The following is a 22,649-nucleotide window of genomic DNA, read 5'->3' on the forward strand; positions in this document are numbered from 1 at the left end:
AAAACTCCTTAGATCTCGGTGGTGGCGCGCGGGGCCGGGGCGGCCCACAGCGGCGCTCTCGCGACGTGCGTCGCCGGGTCGTCGGTGGCGATCTCGACGGCACGGAGGTAGTGATGAGCCAGCCGCTCCACGGTCTCCCGCTCGAACAGGGCCCCGTCGTAACGGAAGTCGACCGTCAAGGTGTCCGCGCCCTGCACCACGTCGACGCCGAGGTCGAGCTGCCCCTCCTGCTGGGGCAGCGGGTACGGGCCCACGGCGAGGCCCGCGTACTCGGTCGTGGCGTCCGGGCGTCCCGCGTCGAGCACCGGTCGCAGCGCGGGTTCCAGGTGCGCGGTGCTCAGCATGTTGAAGGTGATCCCGTACACCCGGGCACGCTCGGCCCCCGGCGCACGGCCCAGGTCCCGGGCCACGAGCGAGAACGGGTAACGGATGGCGTCCACGCCGGACTTGACCTGCTCCATGACGGACTCGGCCAGGTCACGGAAGGACGTGACCGGTGTGATCTCCGCGCGGAAGACGACGGTGTTGATGAAGTTCCCCACGAGATGACGGCTGTTCGTGCTCATCCGGGTGGTGAGCGGAGCGCCGACGAGGAAGTCCCGCCGCCGCGTGGAGCGGTACAGCAGAGCCTGGAACGAGCCGAGCAGCAGGGCGAACGGGGTGACTCCCGCCGCCCGCGCGGCATCCCGCAGCCGCGCCGCCGTCGCGGCGGGCACGGTGACCCTGCAGGTGTCTCCGGCCAGGGACTGCGTGGCGGGGCGCGGCAGGTCCGTGGGCAGCTCGGCGGCGGCCGAGCCGCGGCAGACCCCCTGCCAGTACCGCCCGAGATCGGCGCCGCGAGGCGAGGCCAACAGGGCCTGCTCCTTGGCCACTTCGTCGTCGAAGCCGCCCCGGAGGACGGGCAGGCCGGGATCGCCGCCGGTGGCACAGGACTCGTGGAGCCGCAGCAGATCGCGCAGGAGCACGGTGTCGGACGCCGCGTCGGTGGCGATGTGATGGCCCCCGACGAGCAGGACCCCGTCACCCGTCGTCCTGGTCCACAGCACGAACCTGAACGCGGACTCCTCCTCCAGGCGGTACGGCGCGGTGAGCGCGGCGGCGACCTCGGTGCGCAGGGCTTCGTCGCTCATGGCGCCGGCTTCCCGGTGCTCGAGCCGCAGAGTGCCCACCGGCGCCACCCGGCGCACGGGTCGGCCGGCTTCGATGCCGAAGGTCGAGCGCAGCATGTCGTGGCGTACGGCGAGCAGGTCCACGGCCCGCGCGAGGACGGCGGGATCCGGGGAGCGGCTGATGCGTACGGCGACACCCGTGTGGTAGGCGGTGGCGCCGGGGACCAACTGGTGCAGGAACCACTGGGCTTCCTGCCCGTGCGAGAGCGGACGGATGTCAGCCACGGCCGCCGCCCGTCGCCGCGAGCGCGTGCCACAACCGCAGGTCGTCGCCGATGTGCCCGGACAGATCCGCGAGCAGCTCCGCCTCGCGGGGTTCCAGATAGAAGTGGCCGCCCGCGAAGGTCCGTTGCTCGAACCGGGCTGCGGTCAGCTGCGACCAGGCGCGCATGGTGTCGGGGCCGCAGCCGCGGTCCTGGTCGCCCGCGTAGGCGACCAGGGGGCAGCCGACCCGGTCGGCCGGGCGCGATCCGTACGCGGCGACCAGGCCCATGTCCGCCCGCAGGGTGGGGAGCACGAGGCGCAGTACGTCGGGGTGGTCCAGGGCGGCCATGGAGGAGCTGCCGAGGGCGCGCAGCTCCTCGACGAGCGTGGAGTCGTCGGCCGGCGCGTCGGACGCCACCCGCACGTGCGGGGCGCGGAACGCGGAGACGAAGAGCCGCAACGGACGGACGCCCGCGCGCTGTTCCAGGCGCAGGGCGACCTCGTAGGCGATGCCCGCTCCCATGCTGTGGCCGAAGAAGGCCAGGGGCGTGTCCGCGTACGGCAGCAGTGCCTCGCTGATCCGGTCGGCCATGTCCTCCATGCCGTGCACCAGCGGATCCGCGAGGCGCTTGTGGCGTCCGGGGTAGCAGACGGCGAGAACGCCGGTGCCTGCGGGCAGCCGCTGGGCCCAGCCGCGGAAGGAATTCGGTGTTCCGCCCGCATGGGGAAAGCACACCAGACGAAGGTCCGGATTCACCGTGGTGCCGCTGTGGTGAAACCAGGCGCTGTCCGCGTCGGTCATATTCTTCCTCTATAGCCGTGACAGCCCGCTAAGGCAGGGGTGTTGAGCAGCGCGTTCACGTTAGGGAGCGCGGCTATATTTGCCCCATACCGGCGTCGTGGACCGGGGGCGGAGCCGCGGCACACACGCCGACACCCCGCCGCCGGCGAGCCGGTGGCGGGGTGTCGGTCCTGCTTCGTCGACGGCTTCGGGGAGGTCAGTCCCAGCCGTTGTTGTTGCCGGGGCCGCTCGCCACCTGCTGCGACGCGGTGTGCGCGGAGACGGGAGCAACAGCCGCCACCGCGGCCATCGAAGCGGCGGCCGTGAGGAGTGCGACCGCGCCGAGGCGTGCGAGGGAGGACCGGTCGCGTACGGAACGGAAAAGTGAATGGTGCGCGTACATGGGGGTTCCATTCTGTGCGGCGTGTGCGGATGACGCCTACGCCTTTGGTGATGTGGCGACACCCTTCTGAGGTGCCGGCCGTTTCTCTCCGACGACAATTATCACCGGTTCAGGAATGCATTTCTCTGGTGCGCCCTGTCATCATCCGGACATGGCAGGTCACTGTCGGCGGCGGACCCGGCAGAATCCGGCGGACCCGGCAGAATCCGGCGGGCCCGGCAGGATCCGAAGGCAGGCCTACGCGCCGGAGGGGACGACGACGGACACGGTCGCGAGCTCCGATGCGCCGCCCGCCGTGCGCAGCCGCACGCCGACCTGCCACTCACCGGCCATCACGAACAGCTCCCCGCGGGCCCGGAACCGCCCCTCGCCCAGCGGCTTGGCGGTCAGCGAAGGCATCGCGTGGCCCATCCGCTCCATCACGGCCTCCACCGACGCTCCTTCGAGTTCGCCCGCATCACGGCCGCGGCCGGTGACCTCGATGTCCACGGTCGTGGTGGAGGTGGTGAGGCGGTCAAGGCGCAGCCGCACGTCGTAATGGTCCGAGCTGCCCGTCACGGTGGTCGCCGCATCCTCGGATCCGGCGAAGGCGAGGAGACCGAGCGCCACGACGACCGTCGCCACGGCGCCCGCCACCATCCACAGACCACGCTTCTTCATGTCAATTCCCTTCAGCTGCTACGTCGATCGTCAAGCGGGTGGTGTGGACGGTGAAGTTCCTGGAGTACTGCAGCCACACCACGTAGCGACCTGGTCCGGGGAAGCTGTAGGTGAACCGGAGCACCGGCCCGTACCGCCCGACGGTCTCGTCGCGCGGGACGGCGTTGGGCACGCTCATCTCCGCCATGGAGTCCAGCTCGTGGATGTGGGCGAAGAAGTCGCTGCGCCGGTCCCGGACGAACATGTGCCCCGCCATGCCCAGCCAGGGCTGCAGGTCGCGCGCGGGCCCCGCGTCCGTGTCGACACGCAGGTCGAACGCCGTGGGCTCACCCGCCACCACCCGCGACGGGCTGACGGTGACGTGGGCCCGCTCGCCGTCGGCCGCGGGCGCGGCCGGTGCTCCCGCCTCATCTCGTGGTGTACGGAGCTTGGAGCCGCCCACCTGGAAGGAACCGGACACCTGCTGGCCGCCGCTGTCGGCGCGCTCGAACTCGGTCTGCGCGAGATAGCGGCCCGGCCGGTCCACGGTCAGCCGGATCTCCAGGGTGCCCGAGCCGGTGAGAACGGGATGGACGTGCCGGAAGAACGAGAGGTCCTTGCTGGTCACCACCGTGTGGGCCAGGGCGCCGTGATGGACCATCAGATCATTGACCGGCTGGCCGGTGGAGCCGTCGAGCAGCCGCATCCGCACCACGAACGTGCGTCCGGACACCGGCTTCGACGGCTCGGTCGTGATCACCGCGTTGGCGAACGGGCGGCCGTTCGCCGAGAAGCCCTGGGCCGGGTCGTTGGCCACGGTCGGCGCCGCGCCCTTGGGCAGCGCCGCCGGGACGAAGGGCGAGAGGGAGGCCGCGGTCGTGGCCACCACCAGCGTGACCGCCGTCGCGGCGGCCAGCGCGACGCTGAGCACCCGTCTGCGCCGGACGGCCGCCACGAGGGTGCCGACGATGAGCACTCCGGTGGCGGCCAGAGCCGGATAGAGGGTCGCCTCCCAGGCCGCCGGGCGCGGCGTCATCACCCGGAAGGGCAGCACGGAGCGCTCGTCACCCACCTGGACGGTCAGCTCCCAGCGGCCGGTCCCGTCGACCCTCAGGGCCGTCGAGTAGGTCCCCGGGCGCCCCTTCTCCAGCCGTACGGTCGACGCGTTCCGTTCGGACGCCGCGGGGGCACCGCCCTCCAGCGGCCGGGCGGCGAGCTCGATCGTGACCGGCCGCACCGGCTGGTGCGCGATCACGTCCACCCGGAGGGGTCCTGGCACCTCCGGGGCGCGGCGCACCACGAAGGTGAGTTCGTTCCCGTCGAAGGACTGCGCGAACTCGACGTCGGCCGTGTCGCTGACGCCGTGGGCTGCGGCGGGCCCCGCTCCCAGGAGGACGACGGTCAGCGCAAGGAGCGCACCGGAAAGGCTTCTCGTGAGGTTCCACACCGGCGACACCCTGCGGCACCCACCTATACGGCTTCGATAACCGTGTCCCGTATAGGCCTTGTATAGGGGGCCCTCGCAGGCTGACCGGCGCCGTCGGCTCGATCACTCCGCAGCCCGGCACAGCCTCTGTCGAACTCGCGAGGAGTACCAGTGACCCGGCCCCCGCTTCTGCCACACCTCTTCGCCCACCACCCGTCCCGGCAACCGGACGCGGTGGCGGTTCTGGTGGGCCGCGAGGAGACGGGCCACGCCCGACTCGCCGCCATGGCGCAGGAGTTGGGCCGCCGCCTGCGCACCCGTGGAGTGGTCCGGGGCAGCCGGGTGGGCGTACGGATGCCCGCAGGACCCGGTCTGGTGGCCTCCCTGCTCGCGGTCTGGTCGGCCGGGGCCACGGTGGTGCTCACCGCCGGGGACGCCGATCCGCACGGCGTGGACGTGCTGCTCGGCCCCGGGGACGTCCCGGCGGGTGACCGCTCCCCCGCGGACGGCGCCCGTACGGCCGACGGTGCCGAGGCAGGCATCACCGGTGACGACACCGCGCTGGTCATCCTGCACGGCGGCGGCGCCCCCGACACGGTGATCAGCCATGGCGAGGCGGCCGCCCAGGTCCACTGGCTCCGCCACGAAGGCCCGGGGCTTTCCGCCACCGATCGCGTGCCGTTGCCGGACACCGCGGCGCTCGCGGGCCCGGTCTGGGTGTGCCTCGCCGCGATGGCGTCCGGCGCGACCCTGGTCGCCCTGGACCGCACGGACTGGCCCGAACCCGCCGCGCTGGTACGAGCGGTCGCCGAGCGGCGGATCACCGTGCTCCCGCTCTCCGGCCGGTCGGCGCTCCGCGTGGCTGAGGAGCCCGGCCTGCAGGACTGCACCGCGTTGCGTCTCGTCCTGGCCGAGGGGCCCGGCATGGACGCGGCGACGGCCTTCGAGCTGACCCTCGCGGGCGCGGCCACGCTCTGGCACACCTTCGCGGCGGCCCCGTCGGGGACGACGGTCACCGCCCACCGCTACGACCCCGAGCGCGACCTCGACACCCTGCCGCTCGGCAGGCCCGTGGCCGGCAGGCAGGTGACGGTCGTGGACGAGTTCGGCGAGCCCGTCCCGCCGGGCGTGCCCGGCGACCTGCTCGTCGACGGCGCCCCCACCGGCCAGTTGGTCAGGGAGCGCAACGACGGCAGCCTGGACCACCTCGGCAGCGGCGGACAGGACGAGGCCGAGCGGGGCCAGGCCGGGCCCGGCGGCTTCGCTGCGTACGACCTTCAGAACGGGCTGCTCATCGGCTCCGCCGCCCGCCCTCCCCACGTCGCCCCGCAGACCCCCAACGAGCTTCTGGTGGCCGCGGTCTGGACCGAACTCCTGGAGGCCGAAGGCGTCGGCGTCGACGACGACTTCTTCCAACTGGGCGGATACTCCCTGCAGTTGCCGCTGCTCGTCGAGCGGCTCCAGAGCGGATCGGGCGTACGGCTGCCGCTGAGCGAGCTCTACGGCGCGGTGACCGTGCGCGAACAGGCCGCGCTGCTCGACACGGACGGCGACCCGACACCCGCCGTCACACCGGTGTCACGCGCGGCCGACCTGCCGTTGTCCTTCGGCCAGCGCAGGCTGTGGTTCCTCGACCGCATGCAGGCGCACAGCCCGGAGTGGGTGGTGCCCATGCTGCTGCGGGTGCCCGCCGATGTCGCGGCCGAGACGGTGCACCAGGCGCTCAACTCCCTTGCCGTGCGCCATGAGGCGCTGCGTACCCGCTACCTGGCCAAGGGCGACGAGCCGGTCCAGGTGATCGAGGAGCCGCGGCCCGTGCGGCTGCGGATCGTGGACGCGCTCGCGCAGGACCCGGAGCCCGAGGTCCGCCGTGATCTCGAAACCGGATTCGACCTCGCGTCCGGAGATCTGTGGCGTGCCCTGCTCGTCCGGCGGCCCGGCGAGGAGCACACCCTGCTGATCACCATCCACCACATCGCCTGCGACGGCTGGTCGTCGACCGTCCTGGAGCGGGAGTTCCGCACGCTCTGCGCGGACCTGCACGCCGGGCGCGCCCCCTCGCTCGGTCCCGCCCCGGTCCAGTACGCGGACTACGCCTCCTGGCAGCGCGCCTGGCGCGGCAAGGACCGGCTCGGCAAGGACCTCGGCTTCTGGCGCGATGAGCTCGCCGGTCTGACCCCGCTGGCGCTGCCGACCGACCACGTCCGCCCGCTGGAGCGCGACCCGAGCGGCGGGCTCGTGAGCTTCACCGTGCCCGCGCATCTCGCCGAGACGGTGACCGCGCTCGGCCGATCCCAGCAGGCCACCCCCTTCATGACCTGGCTCACGGCCTTCTCCACCCTGCTCGCCCGGTACAGCGGGCAGTGGGACGTGCCCGTCGGCGTTCCCGTGGCCGGCCGGACCACGCCCGAGGTCGAGGAAGTGGTGGGCTTCTTCCTCAACTCGCTCGTCCTGCGCTGCCGTCCGGACGCGGGGCTTCCCTTCACCGAGGCACTGCGGAGCGTACGGGCCACGGCGCTCGCCGCCTTCGCGCACCAGGAGGTCTCCTTCGAGCACCTCGTGGAGGAGCTGCGGCCGGAGCGCGATCTGTCGCGCACGCCCCTCTATCAGGTCGCGTTCAACTTCAACGACGACGAGGTCGGCGGAGGCATGCCGGAGGCGGGCGACGGCGACGTGCTGCTGCGCGCCCGGCAGGTGGCCAAGACCGATCTGACCCTCTATCTGCGGCGCGAGCCCGGCGGCGAGCTGACCGGCGTCTTCGAGTACGCCACCGCGCTGTTCGAGGCGGACACCGTCGAACGACTTGCCCGTCACTTCGTCACGCTCCTGGAGTCCGCGGCGAAGGAGCCGCACCGCAGCATCTCCGCGCTCGGCATCCTTCCCTCCGACGAGCGTGCCGACCTGCTGACGCGCTGGAACGACACGGGTGCGGAGCTGTCCGACGCCTCGGTGCTCGACCTCATCGAGGAGCGTGCCGCGGCCGACGGCGACGCGGTCGCCGTCGTCCTGGGCCAGGAGCGGGTCACCTACCGGGAGCTGGACGAGCACGCCACCCGCATCGCCCACCACCTCGTGGCGGCCGGCGCGGGTCCGGGCAGCCTCGTCGGGGTCTGCCTGCACCGCGGCCCCGACCTGATCCCCGCGCTGCTCGGCGTCTGGAAGGCGGGTGCGGCCTATCTCCCGCTCGACCCGGCCAACCCCGGTGAACGCCTGGTGCAGTTGCTGCACGACAGCGGCGCCCCGATCCTGCTCACCGAGTCGGCGCTCGACCCCGCGAGCGGGGCCTTCGACGGCGTACGCCTCTTCCTCGACCGGCAGCGGGCAAAGATCGCGGCCCTGCCCGCCACGCGCCTGCCGAGGCCCACCGACCCGCAGCAGCCCGCGTACGTCATCTACACCTCCGGTTCCACGGGCACGCCCAAGGGCGTCGTGGTCACCCAGCGCGGTCTCGCCAACCATCTGACGTGGGCCGCGCGGGAGTTGGCGGGCGGCGACGGCGGTGCGCCGTTGTTCTCGTCCGTCGCCTTCGACCTGCCCGCCACCAACCTCTACGCGCCCCTGATGACCGGTCGCCCGGTCCATGTCCTGCCGCCCGACGCGGACGCGGCGGAGCTGGGTACCGCCCTGGTCGCCGGGGCACCCTACGGCTTCATCAAGCTCACCCCCGGCCACCTGGAGCTGCTCGGCCACCAGCTCACGCGCGAACAGGCCGCCGGTCTTGCGGAGATCATCCTGGTAGCGGGCGAGGAGTTGCCCGCGCGCACCGCCGACCACTGGCTCGATGTGCTCGGCCCGGGGCGGCTGATCAACGAGTACGGCCCCACGGAGGCGTCCATCGGCTCCACCGTCCACCCGGTCGATGCCCCGCACTCCGCCGCCGTACCGCTCGGCCTGCCCCTTCCCAACACGACGGCGCATGTCCTTGACGGTGTGGGCGAGCCGGTTCCCCTCGGCGTCATCGGCGAGCTCTTCATCGGTGGCACGGGCGTGGCCCGCGGCTACCTCGACCGGCCGGCCCTGACAGCCGAGCGCTTCGTACCGGACCCCTACGGGCCCCCCGGAGCCCGGCTCTACCGCACCGGTGACCTGGCCCTGCGCCGCTCGGACGGCAGCATCGTCTTCCGCGGCCGTACGGACCATCAGGTCAAGCTCCGCGGCTACCGCGTCGAACCGGGTGAGATCCAGGCGCGGCTCGCCGCGCTCCCCGGGGTCCGTGACGCGGTCGTCGTGGTGAGCGAGAGCCCGACGGGAGAGAAGTCGCTGGCCGGCTATGTCGTGCCCGAGAAGGGCCCTGCGGACTCCGGCGACCTGCGGCAGCTGCGCGAGCAACTGTCGCAGGAACTCCCGGAGTACATGGTGCCCGCGACCCTCACCGCGATCGGCGCCGTGCCGCTGACCGCCAACGGCAAGCTGGACCGTGCCGCGCTGCCCGCCGCCGACACCGCGACCGCCGAGTTCACCGCTCCGGAAGGGCCCACCGAGGAGCGGATCGCCGAACTCTGGGCCGAGCTGCTCGGCCTTGAGCAGGTGGGCGCCGACGTCAACTTCTTCGAGGTGGGCGGTCATTCGATCCTCGCCATCAGGATGACGGCCAAGCTCCAGGACACCTTCGACATCGACCTCTCCGTACGAACGGTCTTCGAACAGCCCACGGTCGGCCTCCTGGCCAAGGCCGTCGAGGCGGCCATCAGGGCCGAGATCGACCAGCTGTCCGACGCCGAACTGGCGAACACGTCCACGACGGCGGGAGACCCCCTGGCATGAGCAACCACCACGCCACGATCGACCAGCACTCCATGACCGACCAGCGCTCCATGACCGACGCCTCGCGGCAGGACTTCTGGCACCGCCTCGCCGACAGCCACGCCCCGCTCGCCCTCCCCGACACGTGGGGGGACGGGGGCCAGGCGCCCGGACACTGCCGGCTCAGGGTGCCCTTCGACGATCTGCGGGATGCCCTGGGCACCCTCTCCGGCAGCGCCGGCGTACGGCTCACCGACGTGCTGCTCGCCGCCCATCTGACGGTCATGGGCACGCTGACCTCCGAACCCGCCTTCCACACCGGGTTGTTGTGCGACGTACTGCCCGACGTCCCGGACGCCGAGCGGCTGCTCGGCAGGTACGAGGGCGTGGTGCCGGTCCCGCACACCCGGCCCACCGGCGACTGGCTCGCCCTGGTCCGTGCGACCGCGCGGCAGGCCGCCGACGTCCGCGCACGGGCACCGCACCGGCCGGTGCAGGTCCCGCACAGCGGCGTCCTGTTCGCCCCCGGGGAACTCGACGCCGCCTTCGACGACTTCTCCCTGGTCGTACGGGCCCGCGACACGCATCTCGAACTCGCCTGCCGGACGGACGTCGTGGGGCCGGAGTGGGCTGACCTGCTCGCCTCCATGTACCGCTCCGTGCTGCGCGCCATGGCCGAGAACCCGCACGGTGACGCCACCGAGAGCCCGCTGCCCAGCCGTCTGCTGCTCTCGGTCCTCGACGCCGGACGCGTCCCCGGCACGGACCGGCCCGCCGCGGGAACGGCCGAGCTCTTCGCGGAACGGGCCGCCGCCACCCCGGACGCCGTCGCCGTACTCGTCGGAGGCCGGCCGACGACCTATCGCGAACTCGACGTCCGCTCCGCCCGTGTCGCCCACCACCTCCAGGCCCTGGGAGCCGGGCCCGGCAGCGTCGTCGGCGTCCTGCTGCACCGCGACGACGACCTCCTCCCCGCGCTGCTGGGTGTCATGCGGTCGGGAGCGGCCTACGTACCGCTCGACCCGGCCGTCCCCGGCCGCCGCCTCGCCCACATCCTCGGCGAGACACAGGCGCCCCTGGTGCTCACCTGCTCCGCCCTCGCCTCCCGGGTGCCGGCGGGCCACCCCGGCACCACCGTGATCCTCGACGACGAGCGCGAGCGGGCCTCCATCGCCGCCCGTCCCGCCACACCGCCTCCGCCGCCCGCCGGAGCGCGGCACCCCGCCTACGTCATCTACACCTCAGGATCCACCGGCACCCCCAAGGGCGTGGTGATCGAACACGAGGCGCTGACCAACCTCCTGTGGTCCTTCCGGCAGAGCCTGTCCGGCGGCCCGGGCACCTGGCTCGCCTCGACGTCGGTCTCCTTCGACATCTCGGCGCTCGAGCTGTACCTGCCGCTGATCACCGGTGGCCGGGTCGTCCTCGCCGACGACGAGGAGGCCAAGGACCCGACGGCCCTCATGGCGCTCGTCGACGCCCACCGGGTCACCCACGTGCAGTCCACCCCGTCCGGCTGGCGGCTGCTCCTCGCCGCGGGCTTCGACCGCCCGCACATCACCGGCCTCGCGGGCGGTGAGGAACTTCCGGCCCGGGTGGCCGCCGAGCTGCGCGGCCGGCTCGACGAGCTGGTCAATGTCTACGGGCCCACCGAGACCACGATCTGGTCGGCGCAGTGGCCCGTGCCGCACGAGCCCGGCCGTGTCTCCCTCGGGCAGCCCGTCGCCAACACCCGTCTGCACGTCCTGGACCGCTCGGCGCGGCCGGTGCCGCCCGGAGTGCCGGGCGAGCTGCACATCGGCGGCGACGGTCTCGCCCGGGGCTACTTCGGCCGGGCCGCTCTGACGGCCGAACGCTTCACGCCGGACCCGTACGGGCCACCCGGCTCCCGCCTCTACCGGACCGGCGACCTCGCGCGCCGGCTGGCGGACGGGACGCTTGAGTTCCTCGGCCGGATCGACACCCAGGTGAAGGTCAGCGGCTACCGCATCGAACTCGGCGAGATCCAGGCCGCGCTCACCGGCCACCCGCTGGTGCGGGACGCCGTCGTCGTGGTGCGCGAGCCCGCGCCGGGCAACAAACGGATCGTCGCCTACGTCGTCCCGGCGGGGCGGATCGACGAAGCCAGGCTGCGGCGCCATCTGGCCGCGCAGCTCCCGGCGTACATGATCCCCGCGAGCTTCGTCGCCCTGGAGCGCATCCCCCTGAGCATCAGCGGAAAGGTCGACCGCGCCGCCTTGCCCGCGCCCGGCCAGGAGAGCAGTGCACAGCCACGGCCGGTACCACCGGCACCATCCGACAACACCAACGCGGTGAGGGAGTACCAAGCATGAGCGTCGACGACACGCCGAGCGCACAGCAGGACACGGCGGCGTTGCGCGAAGAGCTGCTGCGCCGCCGGCTCGCAGGAGCGCGCGGCAACCGCAGGACGGCCATCGAGCGGGCGGACCGGAGCGGTCCGCTGCCCCTGTCCTTCGGCCAGCAGCAGATGTGGTTCCTCAACCGCCTGGAGCCCGAGGGCCACGAGTATCTGGTGCCGTTGGTGCTGCGCCTGCACGGCGCGCTCGACACGGAGGCGCTGCGCGGCGCGTGGGAGCGGGTACTTGAGCGTCACGAGATCCTGCGCACCCGCTACCGGCCGACGGACGGGGACCCGGTGCAGGTGGTGGACCCCTTCGTGGCCACCGGTCTGCCCATGGCGGACGTGGCCGTCGACGGAGCCACGGCCGAGGCGCGCGATGCGCACGTCCGGCGTCTCGTGGAGGAGGAGATCGACCGGCCGATCGACGTGGAGCGCGAGTGGCCCGTGCGCGCGAAGCTGTTCCGGCTGGGCACGCAGGAGCACGTCCTTGCGGTCACCTTCCACCACATCGCCTGCGACGCCTGGTCCGTCAAGATCTTCGCCGGTGAGCTGAGCGCGCTCTACCGCGCCGCCGCCACGGGCGAGCCCGCCGATCTTCCCGAACTGCCGCTCCAGTACGCCGACTTCGCCTCCTGGCAGCGCGGCCACCTCACCGGACAGACCTTGGAACGCCAACTGGCCTACTGGCGGCGGCAGTTGGCAGGCGTCCAGCCCCTGGACACCCCCATCGACCATGCCCGGCCCGCGGTGCGCGACTGGTCGGGCGACTCCGTGCCCTTCCGCATCACCGCCGCGACGGCCGACCGGGCACGGAAGCTGGCCCGCCAGTACGACACCACCCTGTTCACCGTGCTGCTCGCGGCGTACCAGGCGCTCCTTGCCCGGCACACCGCCGCCCCCGGCAGTCTGCCCGGCGCGGGTGCCGACATCCCTGTGGGCATCACCGTCTCCGGGCGCGGACGTCCCGAGCTGCAGCACCTCTTCGGCTACGGCATCAACACCCTGGTGGCCAGGGCGCGCTGGGACGGCGACCCGTCCTTCGCGCACGTGCTCACCCATGTACGGGACACGGTGCTCGACGCCTTCGACCACCAGTCGGTGCCCTTCGCCCGGCTGGTCGACGAGCTCCAGCCGGAGCGCGACCTGGCGCGCACCCCGCTGTTCCAGGCGGACTTCATCCTCCACGAGGACCGGGGCAGCGCCTTCGACATGCCGGGGCTCTCGGTCGAGTCGGTCATGGCGGACCGGGTCGCCAAGTTCGACCTCACCCTGAATGTGGACAACGCGGAGACCGGCGGCCTCGACGCACGGCTCGCCTACCCGACCGCGCTCTTCGACCGTGCCACGGTCGCGCGCACCGCCGAGCGCTTCGCCCGGCTGCTCGACGAGGCGACCGCGCACCCGGACGCGCCCCTTTCGGACGCGGACATCCTCACCGACGACGACCGTGCGCTGCTGGCCCGGCCGTACGCAGCCGACCGGCTGCCGCAGCCGGTACGTGACCGGATCGTCGACGAGGGCCTGGCCGACGAGCAGGTCCGCGTCGTGGACGCGCACGGCCGCCCCGTCCCCGTCGGCGTGGCCGGTGAACTCTGCGTCGACGGCGAGAGCCTCGGCCGTACGGGGGAGCTCGCACGGTGGCGGCCCGACGGTTCGCTCGAACTCCTCGGGCTGATCGAGGACCAGGTCGCCTTCGGCGGACGCCGGGTGGACCTCGGACGGATCAGGTCGGAACTCACCGCGTACGAAGACGTGCGCGAGGCCCTCGTCGTGGTCCGCGACAACGCCCCGGAGCCCGCCGCCCTCGCCGCGTACGTCGCCTCCGCGGGGCCGGACGCCCTGGATGTGGCCCAGCTGCGCGCGCACCTGGCCGCACGGCTCCCGGAGCACCTCGTGCCCGGCACCGTCACGGTCCTCGACGCGATACCGCGCACCGCCGGGGGAACTCCCGACCTCGCCGCCCTGCCCGACCCCGGGCGTGCCACGGACGAGGCCGTGCACACCGCGCCCCGTACCCCCGCCGAGGAGCGGCTCGTCGCCATCTGGCGTGAGGTCCTGGGCGTCGACCAAGTGGGCGTCGAGGACAACTTCTTCGCCCTCGGCGGCGATTCCCTGCGCGCGGTCAGGCTGGCCGGCGCCATGCGCGAGGCCGGCTTCGACATCGCCATCCGCGGGGTGTTCCAGCACGGCACGATCGGGCGGATGGCCGCCGCCGTCGAGTGGCACGGCGAGGACACGGCAGAGCCGTCCGGACTCGTGCGGGCGGTGGAGCCGTTCGCGCTGCTCGGACAGGAGGACCGCGACCGTCTCCCGGAGGGGGTCGTCGACGCCTATCCGCTCTCGCAGATCCAGACCGGCATGCTCGTCGAGACGCTCACCCGGCCCGGCCAGGGCGCGTACGTGAACCTCAGCAGCTTCCGTGTCCCGGACGGCGAGGCGTTCTCCCTGCCCGCGCTGCGCGAGGCGCTGGCCGTGGTCGTGGAACGGCACGACGTGCTGCGTACGTCGATGGCGCTCGACGGCTACTCCCGGCCGCTTCAGCTGGTCCACGGCCACGCGGACGTGCCGCTGGCCCTGCACGATCTGCGCGGTCTCGACGAGGAACAGCGGCTCGCCGAGGCGTCGGCGTTCACGGCGGAACGGCGGGCCGAAGGCTTCGACCTCGGCTCCGCGCCGCTGCTGCGGCTCGACGTCCACCTGGAGTCGGACGAGGCCTGGCGGCTGACGTTCACCCAGAGCCACGCCATCAGCGACGGATGGAGCCAGCACACCCTCCTGACGGAACTGCTCGGCGTCTACCGCGCGGTGCGCGACGGGCAGCCGCTGCCCGCCCACGAGACGCCCGCGGTGCGTTACGCCGACTTCGTCGCCGCCGAGTCGGAGTCCCTGGAGAGCGAAGCCGACCGCGCCTTCTGGCAGGAGGTCACCGACGCCCACGCCCCGTTCGCCCTGCCGGGCGGCTGGGGGGACGACGGTCCCGCCGAGGGCTACCGCGTGGCCGTTCCGTTCCACGACCTGGAGGACGGACTGCGGCGGCTGGCCGCGGCAGCGGGCGGCTCCCTCAAGAGCGTGCTCCTCGCCGCACACCTGACCGTCCTCGCCCAGCTCACCCCCGAACGCTCCTTCCACAGCGGCCTGGTCGCCCACGGCCGCCTCGAAGCACCCGGCGGCGACCGCGTCCTGGGCATGCACCTCAACACCGTCCCCTTCCCCGCCCTCCACGCCGGAACCTGGCGCGAACTCGTCCAACGCACCTTCGCCCACGAAACCCGCGTCTGGGGCCACCGCCGCTACCCCCTGCCCGCCATCCAACGCACCGCCGACCGACTCATCACCGTCCTGTTCGAGTACCAGGACTTCCACCAGGTCGACACCGGTGTGAGCAGCGCGCGGGAGGACCTGGGCGGCGCGGTCAACGAGTTCGCCCTCAACGTCCTCGCCAACGGCGGTTACCTCAACCTGATCAGCGCCACCGACGTCCTGGGGCACGCCCACGCCGAGCGGCTCGCGGACATGTACCGCCAGGTGCTCCGCGCGATGGCGAAGGACCCGGACGGCGACGCCACCGACACCCATCTCCCCGCCCAGGAACGGCACCGGCTCCTCGCCCAGTGGCACACCACCGCCGGTCAGACGCCGGTGCTGCCCGTCCACCGTCTCTTCGAGGACCAGGCCGCGGAGACCCCGGACGCGCCCGCCGTGCGTCACGACACCGTGCTGACCTACGCGCAGGTCGACGAGCGGGCCAACCGGATCGCCCACCATCTGCGTGCGCTCGGCGCGGGCCCCGACACCCTCGTCGGCCTGCGTCTGGGCCGCGGCCCTGAGCTGGTCCCCGCCCTGCTCGGCATCTGGAAGACCGGAGCGGGCTGCCTGCCCCTGGACCCGTCGCTGCAGCAGGCCCGGATGGGCGCCATGCTGGACGACGCCGCCCCGCAGATCGTCGTCACGAGCGGCGAGTTGCTGTCAGGCCTCGACGGCCTGCACCGCGGCGAAACGGTCGTCCTGGACCGTGAGGTGGACGCCCGCACGATCGCCGCCCGGCCCGCGACCCGCCCCGAGCCCACCGGCACGCTGGGCAATCTCGCCTACGTGATGTACACCTCCGGCTCGACCGGCACTCCCAAGGGCGTGCTCGTCCCGCACGCAGGCCTGGCCAACTACCTGTGCTGGACCGCCGAGGCGTACGCGTCGCGGGGCACCGGCGGCGCGCCCGTCTTCTCCTCGATCTCCTTCGACCTGGGCCTGCCCGACCTGCTCACCCCGCTGATCACCGGCCAGACCACGCATCTGCTCCCGCAGGGCGTCACGCCCGCCGACCTCGGCCGGGAGCTGGCCGCCGGGGCTCCCTACAGCTTCATCAAGCTCACCCCCGGCCATCTCGACCTGCTCACCCACCAGCTCACCGCGGAGCAGGCCCGGGGCCTGGCGGGTCTGGTCATCGCCGCGGGCGACAGCTTCTCCGCGGGCCTCGTCGCGCGCTGGCGCGAACTGGCGGGCCCCGGCGGCACCGCGCTCGCCGCGGAGTACGGGCCCACCGAGACCTCCATCGGCAACTCGGGCTCTCCGGTCGCCGACACCGTCACCACCGAGCTCGTGCCGCTGGGCGCGCCCGTGCCCAACACCACGATGTACGTCCTGAACGACCGGATGCGGCCGGTACCGGTCGGTGTGCCGGGTGAGGTGTACATCGGAGGGGTGGGCCTGGCCCGCGGCTACCAGCGGCGCCCCGGACTCACCGCCGAGCGTTTCCTGCCGGACCCTTACGGCCCGGCGGGATCGCGCCTGTACCGCACGGGTGACCTCGCCCGCTATCTGCCGGACGGCACCCTGGACTTCCTCGGCCGGATCGACAACCAGGTCAAGATCCGCGGCTACCGCGTCGAGCTCGGCGAGGTCCAGCACCACCTCACGCGGCACCCGCACGTCAAGGACGCCGTACTGCTCCTGCGCACAAGCGGCGCGGACAAGAGCCTGGTCGCCTACGTCGTCGGGGCCGACGACGCCGGCCGGGGCACGCTCGACGTGGCCGGGCTGCGCGATCACCTCGCGGCCTGCCTTCCCGAGTACATGGTTCCCGCCGCGTTCGTGACCATCGACCGCGTCCCGCTGACGACGAACGGAAAGGTGGACCGGCGGGCCCTGCCCGCCCCGGACCGCGAGGCGTTCGCCACCAACTCCCACATCGCTCCGCGCACCCCCGACGAGGAGCGCATCGCCGCGGCCTGGTGCCAGGTGCTCGGTGTGGACCGGGTCGGGGTCGAGGACAGCTTCTTCACCCTCGGCGGGGACTCGATGCGTGCCGTGCTCCTGGCGGGCGCCCTGCGCGAGGCCGGCTTCGACCTCACCATCGGCGACATCTTCGAGCACGGGACCGTCGCCGCACTCGCCGCCGCGACGGAGGGCCAGGACGGCACCGTCTCGCTCGTGCGGGCGGTGGAGCCGTTCGCGCTGCTCGGGCAGGAGGACCGCGGCCGTCTCCCGGAGGGGGTCGTCGACGCCTATCCGCTCTCGCAGATCCAGACCGGCATGCTCGTCGAGATGCTCACGCATCGCGACCGCAACACCTACCACCACGTCAACAACTTCCGTATCCGCGACCGTGAGCCGTTCTCCCTGCCCGCGCTGCGCGAGGCGCTGGCCGTGGTCGTGGAACGGCACGACATCCTGCGTACGTCGATGGCGCTCGAGGACTACTCCCAGCCACTGCAGCTCGTGCACGCGCACGCCGAGATCGCCGTCGCCGTGCACGACCTGCGCGGCCTCGACGAGGCGGGGCAGCACAGCGCGGCGCTGGCCTTCATCGCCGAGGAGAAGGCGAACCTGTTCGACCTGCGGGTCGCGCCGCTCTTCCGCGTGAGCGTCCATCTGGAGTCGGACGAGGCCTGGCGGCTGACGTTCACCCAGAGCCACGCCATCACCGAGGGGTGGAGCTATCACACGCTCCTGATGGAGCTGCTCGCCGCGTACCGCGCGGTGCGCGACGGGCAGCCGCTGCCCGACTACGAGGTCCCCTCCGTGCGCTATGCCGACTTCATCGCCGCCGAGATCGAGGCGCTGGCCAGCGAGGAGCAGCAGGACTTCTGGCGGGGCGTCGTGGAATCGCGCGTGCCGTTCACGCTGCCCGAGGACTGGGGGCAGGACGGTCCGAGCGAGCCGTATCACCGCATGGTTCCGTTCCACGACCTGGAGGACGGACTGCGGCGGCTGGCCGCGGCAGCGGGCGGCTCCCTCAAGAGCGTGCTCCTCGCCGCACACCTGACCGTCCTCGCCCAGCTCACCCCCGAACGCTCCTTCCACAGCGGCCTGGTCGCCCACGGCCGCCTCGAAGCACCCGGCGGCGACCGCGTCCTGGGCATGCACCTCAACACCGTGCCCTTCCCCGCCCTCCACGCCGGAACCTGGCGCGAACTCGTCCAACGCACCTTCGCCCACGAAACCCGCGTCTGGGGCCACCGCCGCTACCCCCTGCCCGCCATCCAACGCACCGCCGACACCACCGACCGCCTCATCACCGTCCTGTTCAGCTATCTCGACTTCCACCAGGTCGACACCGACGCGGTGGACGTCGAGGCGGGATTCGGGGTCGGGGGCAACGAGTTCGCCCTCAATGTGATCGCCGTCCGCGGTCACCTCAGCCTCGGTTCGTTCACCGACGTCATCAGCCGGACCAACGCCGAGCGGCTCGCGGACATGTACCGCCAGGTGCTCCGCGCGATGGCAGAGGACCCGGACGGCGACGCCACCGCCACGCACCTCGGCGAGGACGAGCGGCACCAGCAGCTCACCGAGTGGAACGCCACGGACGTGGACTGGCCCGCGGGCTCCGTTCTCGACCTGTTCGAGGAGACGGCGGCACGGGTCCCCGACGCGGTGGCCGTGGTCGCGGGCGAGCGGCGGATCTCCTTCCGCGAGCTCGACGCGCGGGCCAACCGCATCGGCCACCGCCTGCGCGCGCTGGGGGCGGGGCCGGACACCCTCGTCGGCGTCTGCCTGGACCGGAGCCCTGAACTGGTCTCCACCCTGCTGGGTGTCTGGAAGGCGGGCGCGGCCTATGTGCCGCTCGACCCGTCGAACCCCGCCGAACGCCTGGCCCATGTGCTCGCCGACAGCGACGCCGCGGTCCTCGTCACCGACACCGCGTCGGCCCGTGCGACCGAGGGCCATCAGGGGGCGCGTCTCGACCTCGACGCCGAGAGCGCGGCGCTGGACGCGCTGCCCGCGACCCCGGTGGCGCGCGACGACGACGCCGGACTGCTCGCGTACGTCATCTACACCTCGGGATCGACCGGCGCCCCCAAGGGCGTCATGGTCACCCAGCGGGGCCTGGCCAACCATCTGCGGTGGGCCGCGAGGGACCTCATGGGCGGCGCGGGCGGCGCACCCCTGTTCTCGTCCATCGCCTTCGACCTGCCCGCCACGAATCTGTACGTGCCGCTGATCACCGGACGCCCCGTGCACATCCTCCCGGCCGGCCTCGACACCGCGTCCCTCGGCGAGGCGCTGGCGGCCGGAGCGCCGTACGCCTTCGTCAAGCTGACGCCCGGTCACCTCGAAGTGCTCACCCACCAGCTCGCCCCCGAGGTGCTGAGGGAACTCGCCGGGACCGTACTCGTCGCCGGCGAGGCCCTGCCGTCCCGGCTCGCCAACCACTGGCTCGGGCTCCTCGGTCCCGGCCGTCTGGTCAACGAGTACGGCCCGACCGAGACCTCCATCGGCGCCACCGCCCACCCGGTCACCGGCACCCAGAACGGCACCGTCCCGCTGGGCGGGCCCCTGCCCAACACGACCACGTACGTCCTCGACGCGCGGTTGCGGCCGGTCCCCGTCGGGGTGCCCGGCGAGCTCCACATCGGCGGCGAAGGCCTGGCCCGCGGCTATCGCGGGCGCCCCTCGCTCACCGCCGAGCGGTTCGTGCCCAACCCCTACGGCCCGGCAGGATCCCGCCTGTACCGCACGGGCGACCTCGCCCGGCATCTGCCGGACGGCACCCTGGACTTCCTCGGCCGGATCGACAACCAGGTCAAGATCCGCGGCTACCGCGTCGAGCTCGGTGAGATCCAGCACCGGCTCACCGAGTACCCCGGCGTGAAGGACGCCGTCGTCGTGGTCCACGAGACCGAGGACCGCGGCCCGGAGATCGCCGCGTACGTGGTGCCGTCCGACGGCCGCGCGCCCGACCGGACCGCGCTGCGCGCCCATGTCGCGGCGACACTGCCCGACTACATGGTTCCCGCGGTGTTCACGCCGGTCGAGAGCATCCCGCTCACGTCCAACGGCAAGCTGGACCGGCGTGCGCTGCCCGTGCCCGATCAGGACATCAAGCCGTACGTCGCTCCCGCCACCCCCACCGAGGAGGCCATCGCCGCCGTCTGGGGCAACGTCCTCGGTCTTGAGCGCATCGGCGCGGACGACAGCTTCTTCGACCTGGGCGGACACTCCATCCTCGCGGTGCGGATGCTCGCCGCGGGGCGTGAGGCCGGGCTGCCGCTCGCCGTCTGGATGATCTACCAGGCGGGCACGCTCGCCGAGCTCGCCGAGCTGGTGGACGCGGAGCGGGGCGCGGAGGCCGCCGCGGGCGGCGAGAGCGCCGGGGAACTGGGCGACGGAAGCCGGGGGCAGCGCCTTGCCGTCGGTGCGGGCGTCCGGTCGAACCACTCGATCAGCCTGAGCCTGCGCCGCCCCGACCCGGCCCTGCTCGAGCGGGCGCTGGCCGCCGTGGTCGCGCATCACGACGCGCTGCGCCTGCGGTGCGCGCCCGAAAGCACCGACGTGCGCATCGCCCCGGCGGAGTCCGCGCGGCTGCTGGACGTCGTCGAGCTTCAGCAGTCCGCCGCGGCGGACCGTGCCACCGCCGTCGCCGCCGCGCTCGCCGCGGCCCGCGACCGGCTCGACCCCGCGTCGGGGCCTGTCCTCCAGGCCACGCTGTGCGACATCGGCGAGGAGCGGCTGCTGGCATCCGATGTCGCGTCGGAGCTGTGGATCACCGTGCACGCACGGGCCGTCGACGAGGTCTCCCTCGCCCTCCTGGCCGAGGACGTCGAGACCGCGTACCGCATGTGCGCGCAAGGAGCGCCGGTACGGCTCCCGTCCGTGCCCACGCCCCTGGGGCAGTGGGCGCGCAGGGCCGAGGAGCTCGCCGCGCGGCCCGAGACCGCGGACCTCGCCCACCAGTGGATGGGCCAGGCACGCGCGGGCTCGCTGCCGGTGGACCACGCCGACGGGGGCAACACCCACGCGTCGGCCCGTACGGTCACCGTGGTGCTGGCACCCGAGCGGACGCGTGCGCTGCTCGGCGGGGACGACCCCGAGCAGGCCCTGCTGGCCACCCTCGGCCGTGTCGTGACCCGCTGGACGGGCCGCGACCGCCTCACGCTCGACCTGCGCACCGACCCCCGTGACGGCACCGGCCCCGCCGATCTGTCACGGACGGTGGGCCCGCTGACCGACGACGTGCCGCTCACCCTGTGGCTCCCCCGCACCCGTGAGCTGCCCGACCTGGCGCGCGCCGTCGGCCGGCAGCTCGCCGAACTGCCCGCGCCACGCCATGTGTACGGGCTGCTGCGCGACCTCGCGCCCGACCAGGACCTGACGGCGGAGCTTCGCTCGGCCGAACGTCCGCAGCTCGGTTTCGCCGTGCTGCGCACGCCCGGCGTGACGACGGATCCCGGTGCCGCGCGCGACCATCTGATCGACGTCACGGCCATGTTCGACGAAGGACAGCTGTATCTGCGCTGGACGTACGGCTCCGAGCTGTACGAACCGAGCACCGTCCAGCGGCTGGCCGACGAGCACATGGAGGAGCTGATCTCCCTGGTCGGGGAGGAGCGGGTCGGCGGTGCACCCCGCGTCGCCACCCGTGCGGTGCCCGAGGTGATGACCCGCCACCGCATTCCCGGAGCGGCCATCGCGCTGATCGAGGGCGGTGAACTCGCCGCGGTCGAGACGTACGGCCGGCTCGGGGCGGACGGCTCGGAACCGGTCTGCGAGAACACTCTCTTCGCCGCAGCATCCATCAGCAAGCACGTCACCACGTTCGGCCTGCTGCGGCTCGCCGAGGAGCAGGGCCTGGACCTGGACGCGGACATCAACCGCTTCCTCACCTCGTGGCAACTGTCCCGTCACGACGCCGAAGGCGCGCCGCCGGTCACGCTGCGCCGCCTCGTGGCGAATGTGGCGGGTCTCGCCGAGCCGCCGCGCCGCAAGGGCTACCGCGTCGGGGAGCCGCTGCCGTCCGTCCTCGACATCCTGCACGGCCGGTCGCCGGCCGAACCGGTGCCGGTCGGGCCTGAGTTCGTGCCCGGCGAGGTCTTCCGGCTCAACAACGCCCACTACTGCGTGCTCCAGCAGGCCATGACCGACCTCACCGGCGAGCCGTTCCCCGAGCTGATGCGGCGCCTCGTCCTCGAACCTCTGGGCATGGAACACAGCGGTTTCGACCCCGCGTTCCCGGAGGCGTCGGGGCTGCGGGTGGCACGCGGTCACGACCTGGAGGGCGTACCCCTTCCCGGCGGCCACGAGGTCTACCCGGAGTCCGCCGCCCGGGGCCTGTGGACGACCGCCGGTGACCTGGCCAGGCTCGTCCTGGGCGTCAGGAACAGCTGGCTGGGCCGGCCGGACGCCCTGGTCCCGCGGGAAGCCGTGGCGCAGATGCTGGCGCCGCACTCCGACCGCCCGTACGGCTGGGGCACGATCGTCGACCACAGCGGGGTCGACCTCGAATTCGGCCACGGCGGTCAAGCGGCGGGCTACCAGGCCATGTTCGGGATGCGTGCCCATGCGGGATCGGGCGCGGTGGTGCTCACCAACGCCGCGTCCGGGAGGGAGCTCGTCACGCATCTGATGTCGACCGGCTGGTCCGACAAGGGACGGCTGACCGGGTTCTGGCAGAGCGCGGCGCAAGAGACGGCCACCTCCTGACG

At 72.9% G+C, this 22,649-nt stretch carries 8 protein-coding genes; 3 read left to right on the forward strand and 5 right to left on the reverse strand.

Going from position 1 to position 22,649, the window contains the following annotated elements; translation table 11 throughout:
- Window positions 1-8: 8 nt before the first annotated feature.
- From ABZ833_RS28675 to ABZ833_RS28695, 5 genes are all read right to left on the reverse strand, one after another.
- A complete protein-coding gene (locus ABZ833_RS28675; protein WP_361052142.1) occupies window positions 9-1,394 on the reverse strand; it encodes a condensation domain-containing protein in 1,386 nt (461 codons plus the stop codon).
- On the reverse strand, window positions 1,387-2,175 hold the full coding sequence (locus tag ABZ833_RS28680) for an alpha/beta fold hydrolase (RefSeq protein ID WP_361052145.1): 789 nt from the start codon (window positions 2,173-2,175) through the stop codon (window positions 1,387-1,389). The genes ABZ833_RS28675 and ABZ833_RS28680 overlap by 8 nt, the downstream gene beginning before the upstream one ends.
- 196 nt (window positions 2,176-2,371) lie before the next feature.
- Window positions 2,372-2,557 (reverse strand): hypothetical protein, encoded by a 186-nt coding sequence (locus ABZ833_RS28685; RefSeq protein WP_361052148.1) that lies wholly within the window; start codon window positions 2,555-2,557, stop codon window positions 2,372-2,374.
- A 237-nt stretch (window positions 2,558-2,794) separates the two neighbouring features.
- Complete coding sequence (locus tag ABZ833_RS28690) at window positions 2,795-3,217, reverse strand: hypothetical protein (protein WP_361052151.1); 423 nt, start codon at window positions 3,215-3,217, stop codon at window positions 2,795-2,797.
- Window position 3,218: 1 nt separating this feature from the next.
- A complete protein-coding gene (locus ABZ833_RS28695) occupies window positions 3,219-4,643 on the reverse strand; it encodes a hypothetical protein (protein ID WP_361052154.1) in 1,425 nt (474 codons plus the stop codon).
- A gap of 150 nt (window positions 4,644-4,793) precedes the next feature.
- Between ABZ833_RS28695 and ABZ833_RS28700 the strand changes: the two genes are divergently transcribed.
- Genes ABZ833_RS28700 through ABZ833_RS28710 form a run of 3 tightly spaced genes read left to right on the forward strand, consistent with a single transcriptional unit; the run spans window position 4,794 to window position 22,647 of the window.
- A complete protein-coding gene (locus ABZ833_RS28700) occupies window positions 4,794-9,386 on the forward strand; it encodes an amino acid adenylation domain-containing protein (RefSeq protein WP_361052157.1) in 4,593 nt (1,530 codons plus the stop codon).
- Entirely contained in the window at window positions 9,383-11,698 is a 2,316-nt protein-coding gene (locus ABZ833_RS28705) for an amino acid adenylation domain-containing protein (RefSeq protein WP_361052160.1), read from the forward strand. The genes ABZ833_RS28700 and ABZ833_RS28705 overlap by 4 nt, the downstream gene beginning before the upstream one ends.
- Entirely contained in the window at window positions 11,695-22,647 is a 10,953-nt protein-coding gene (locus ABZ833_RS28710) for an amino acid adenylation domain-containing protein (RefSeq protein ID WP_361052163.1), read from the forward strand. The genes ABZ833_RS28705 and ABZ833_RS28710 overlap by 4 nt, the downstream gene beginning before the upstream one ends.
- Window positions 22,648-22,649: the final 2 nt, after the last annotated feature.

The organism is Streptomyces sp. NPDC047525 (assembly GCF_040643025.1).
Lineage (GTDB): Bacteria > Actinomycetota > Actinomycetes > Streptomycetales > Streptomycetaceae > Streptomyces > Streptomyces durmitorensis.

Excerpts from the sequence above, each read along its gene's own strand:
- ABZ833_RS28680 (WP_361052145.1), bottom strand. The coding sequence starts at position 2,175 with ATGACCGACGCGGACAGCGCCTGGTTTCACCACAGCGGCACCACGGTG.
- ABZ833_RS28685 (WP_361052148.1), bottom strand. The coding sequence starts at position 2,557 with ATGTACGCGCACCATTCACTTTTCCGTTCCGTACGCGACCGGTCCTCC.
- ABZ833_RS28690 (WP_361052151.1), bottom strand. The coding sequence starts at position 3,217 with ATGAAGAAGCGTGGTCTGTGGATGGTGGCGGGCGCCGTGGCGACGGTC.
- ABZ833_RS28705 (WP_361052160.1), top strand. The coding sequence starts at position 9,383 with ATGAGCAACCACCACGCCACGATCGACCAGCACTCCATGACCGACCAG.
- ABZ833_RS28710 (WP_361052163.1), top strand. The coding sequence starts at position 11,695 with ATGAGCGTCGACGACACGCCGAGCGCACAGCAGGACACGGCGGCGTTG.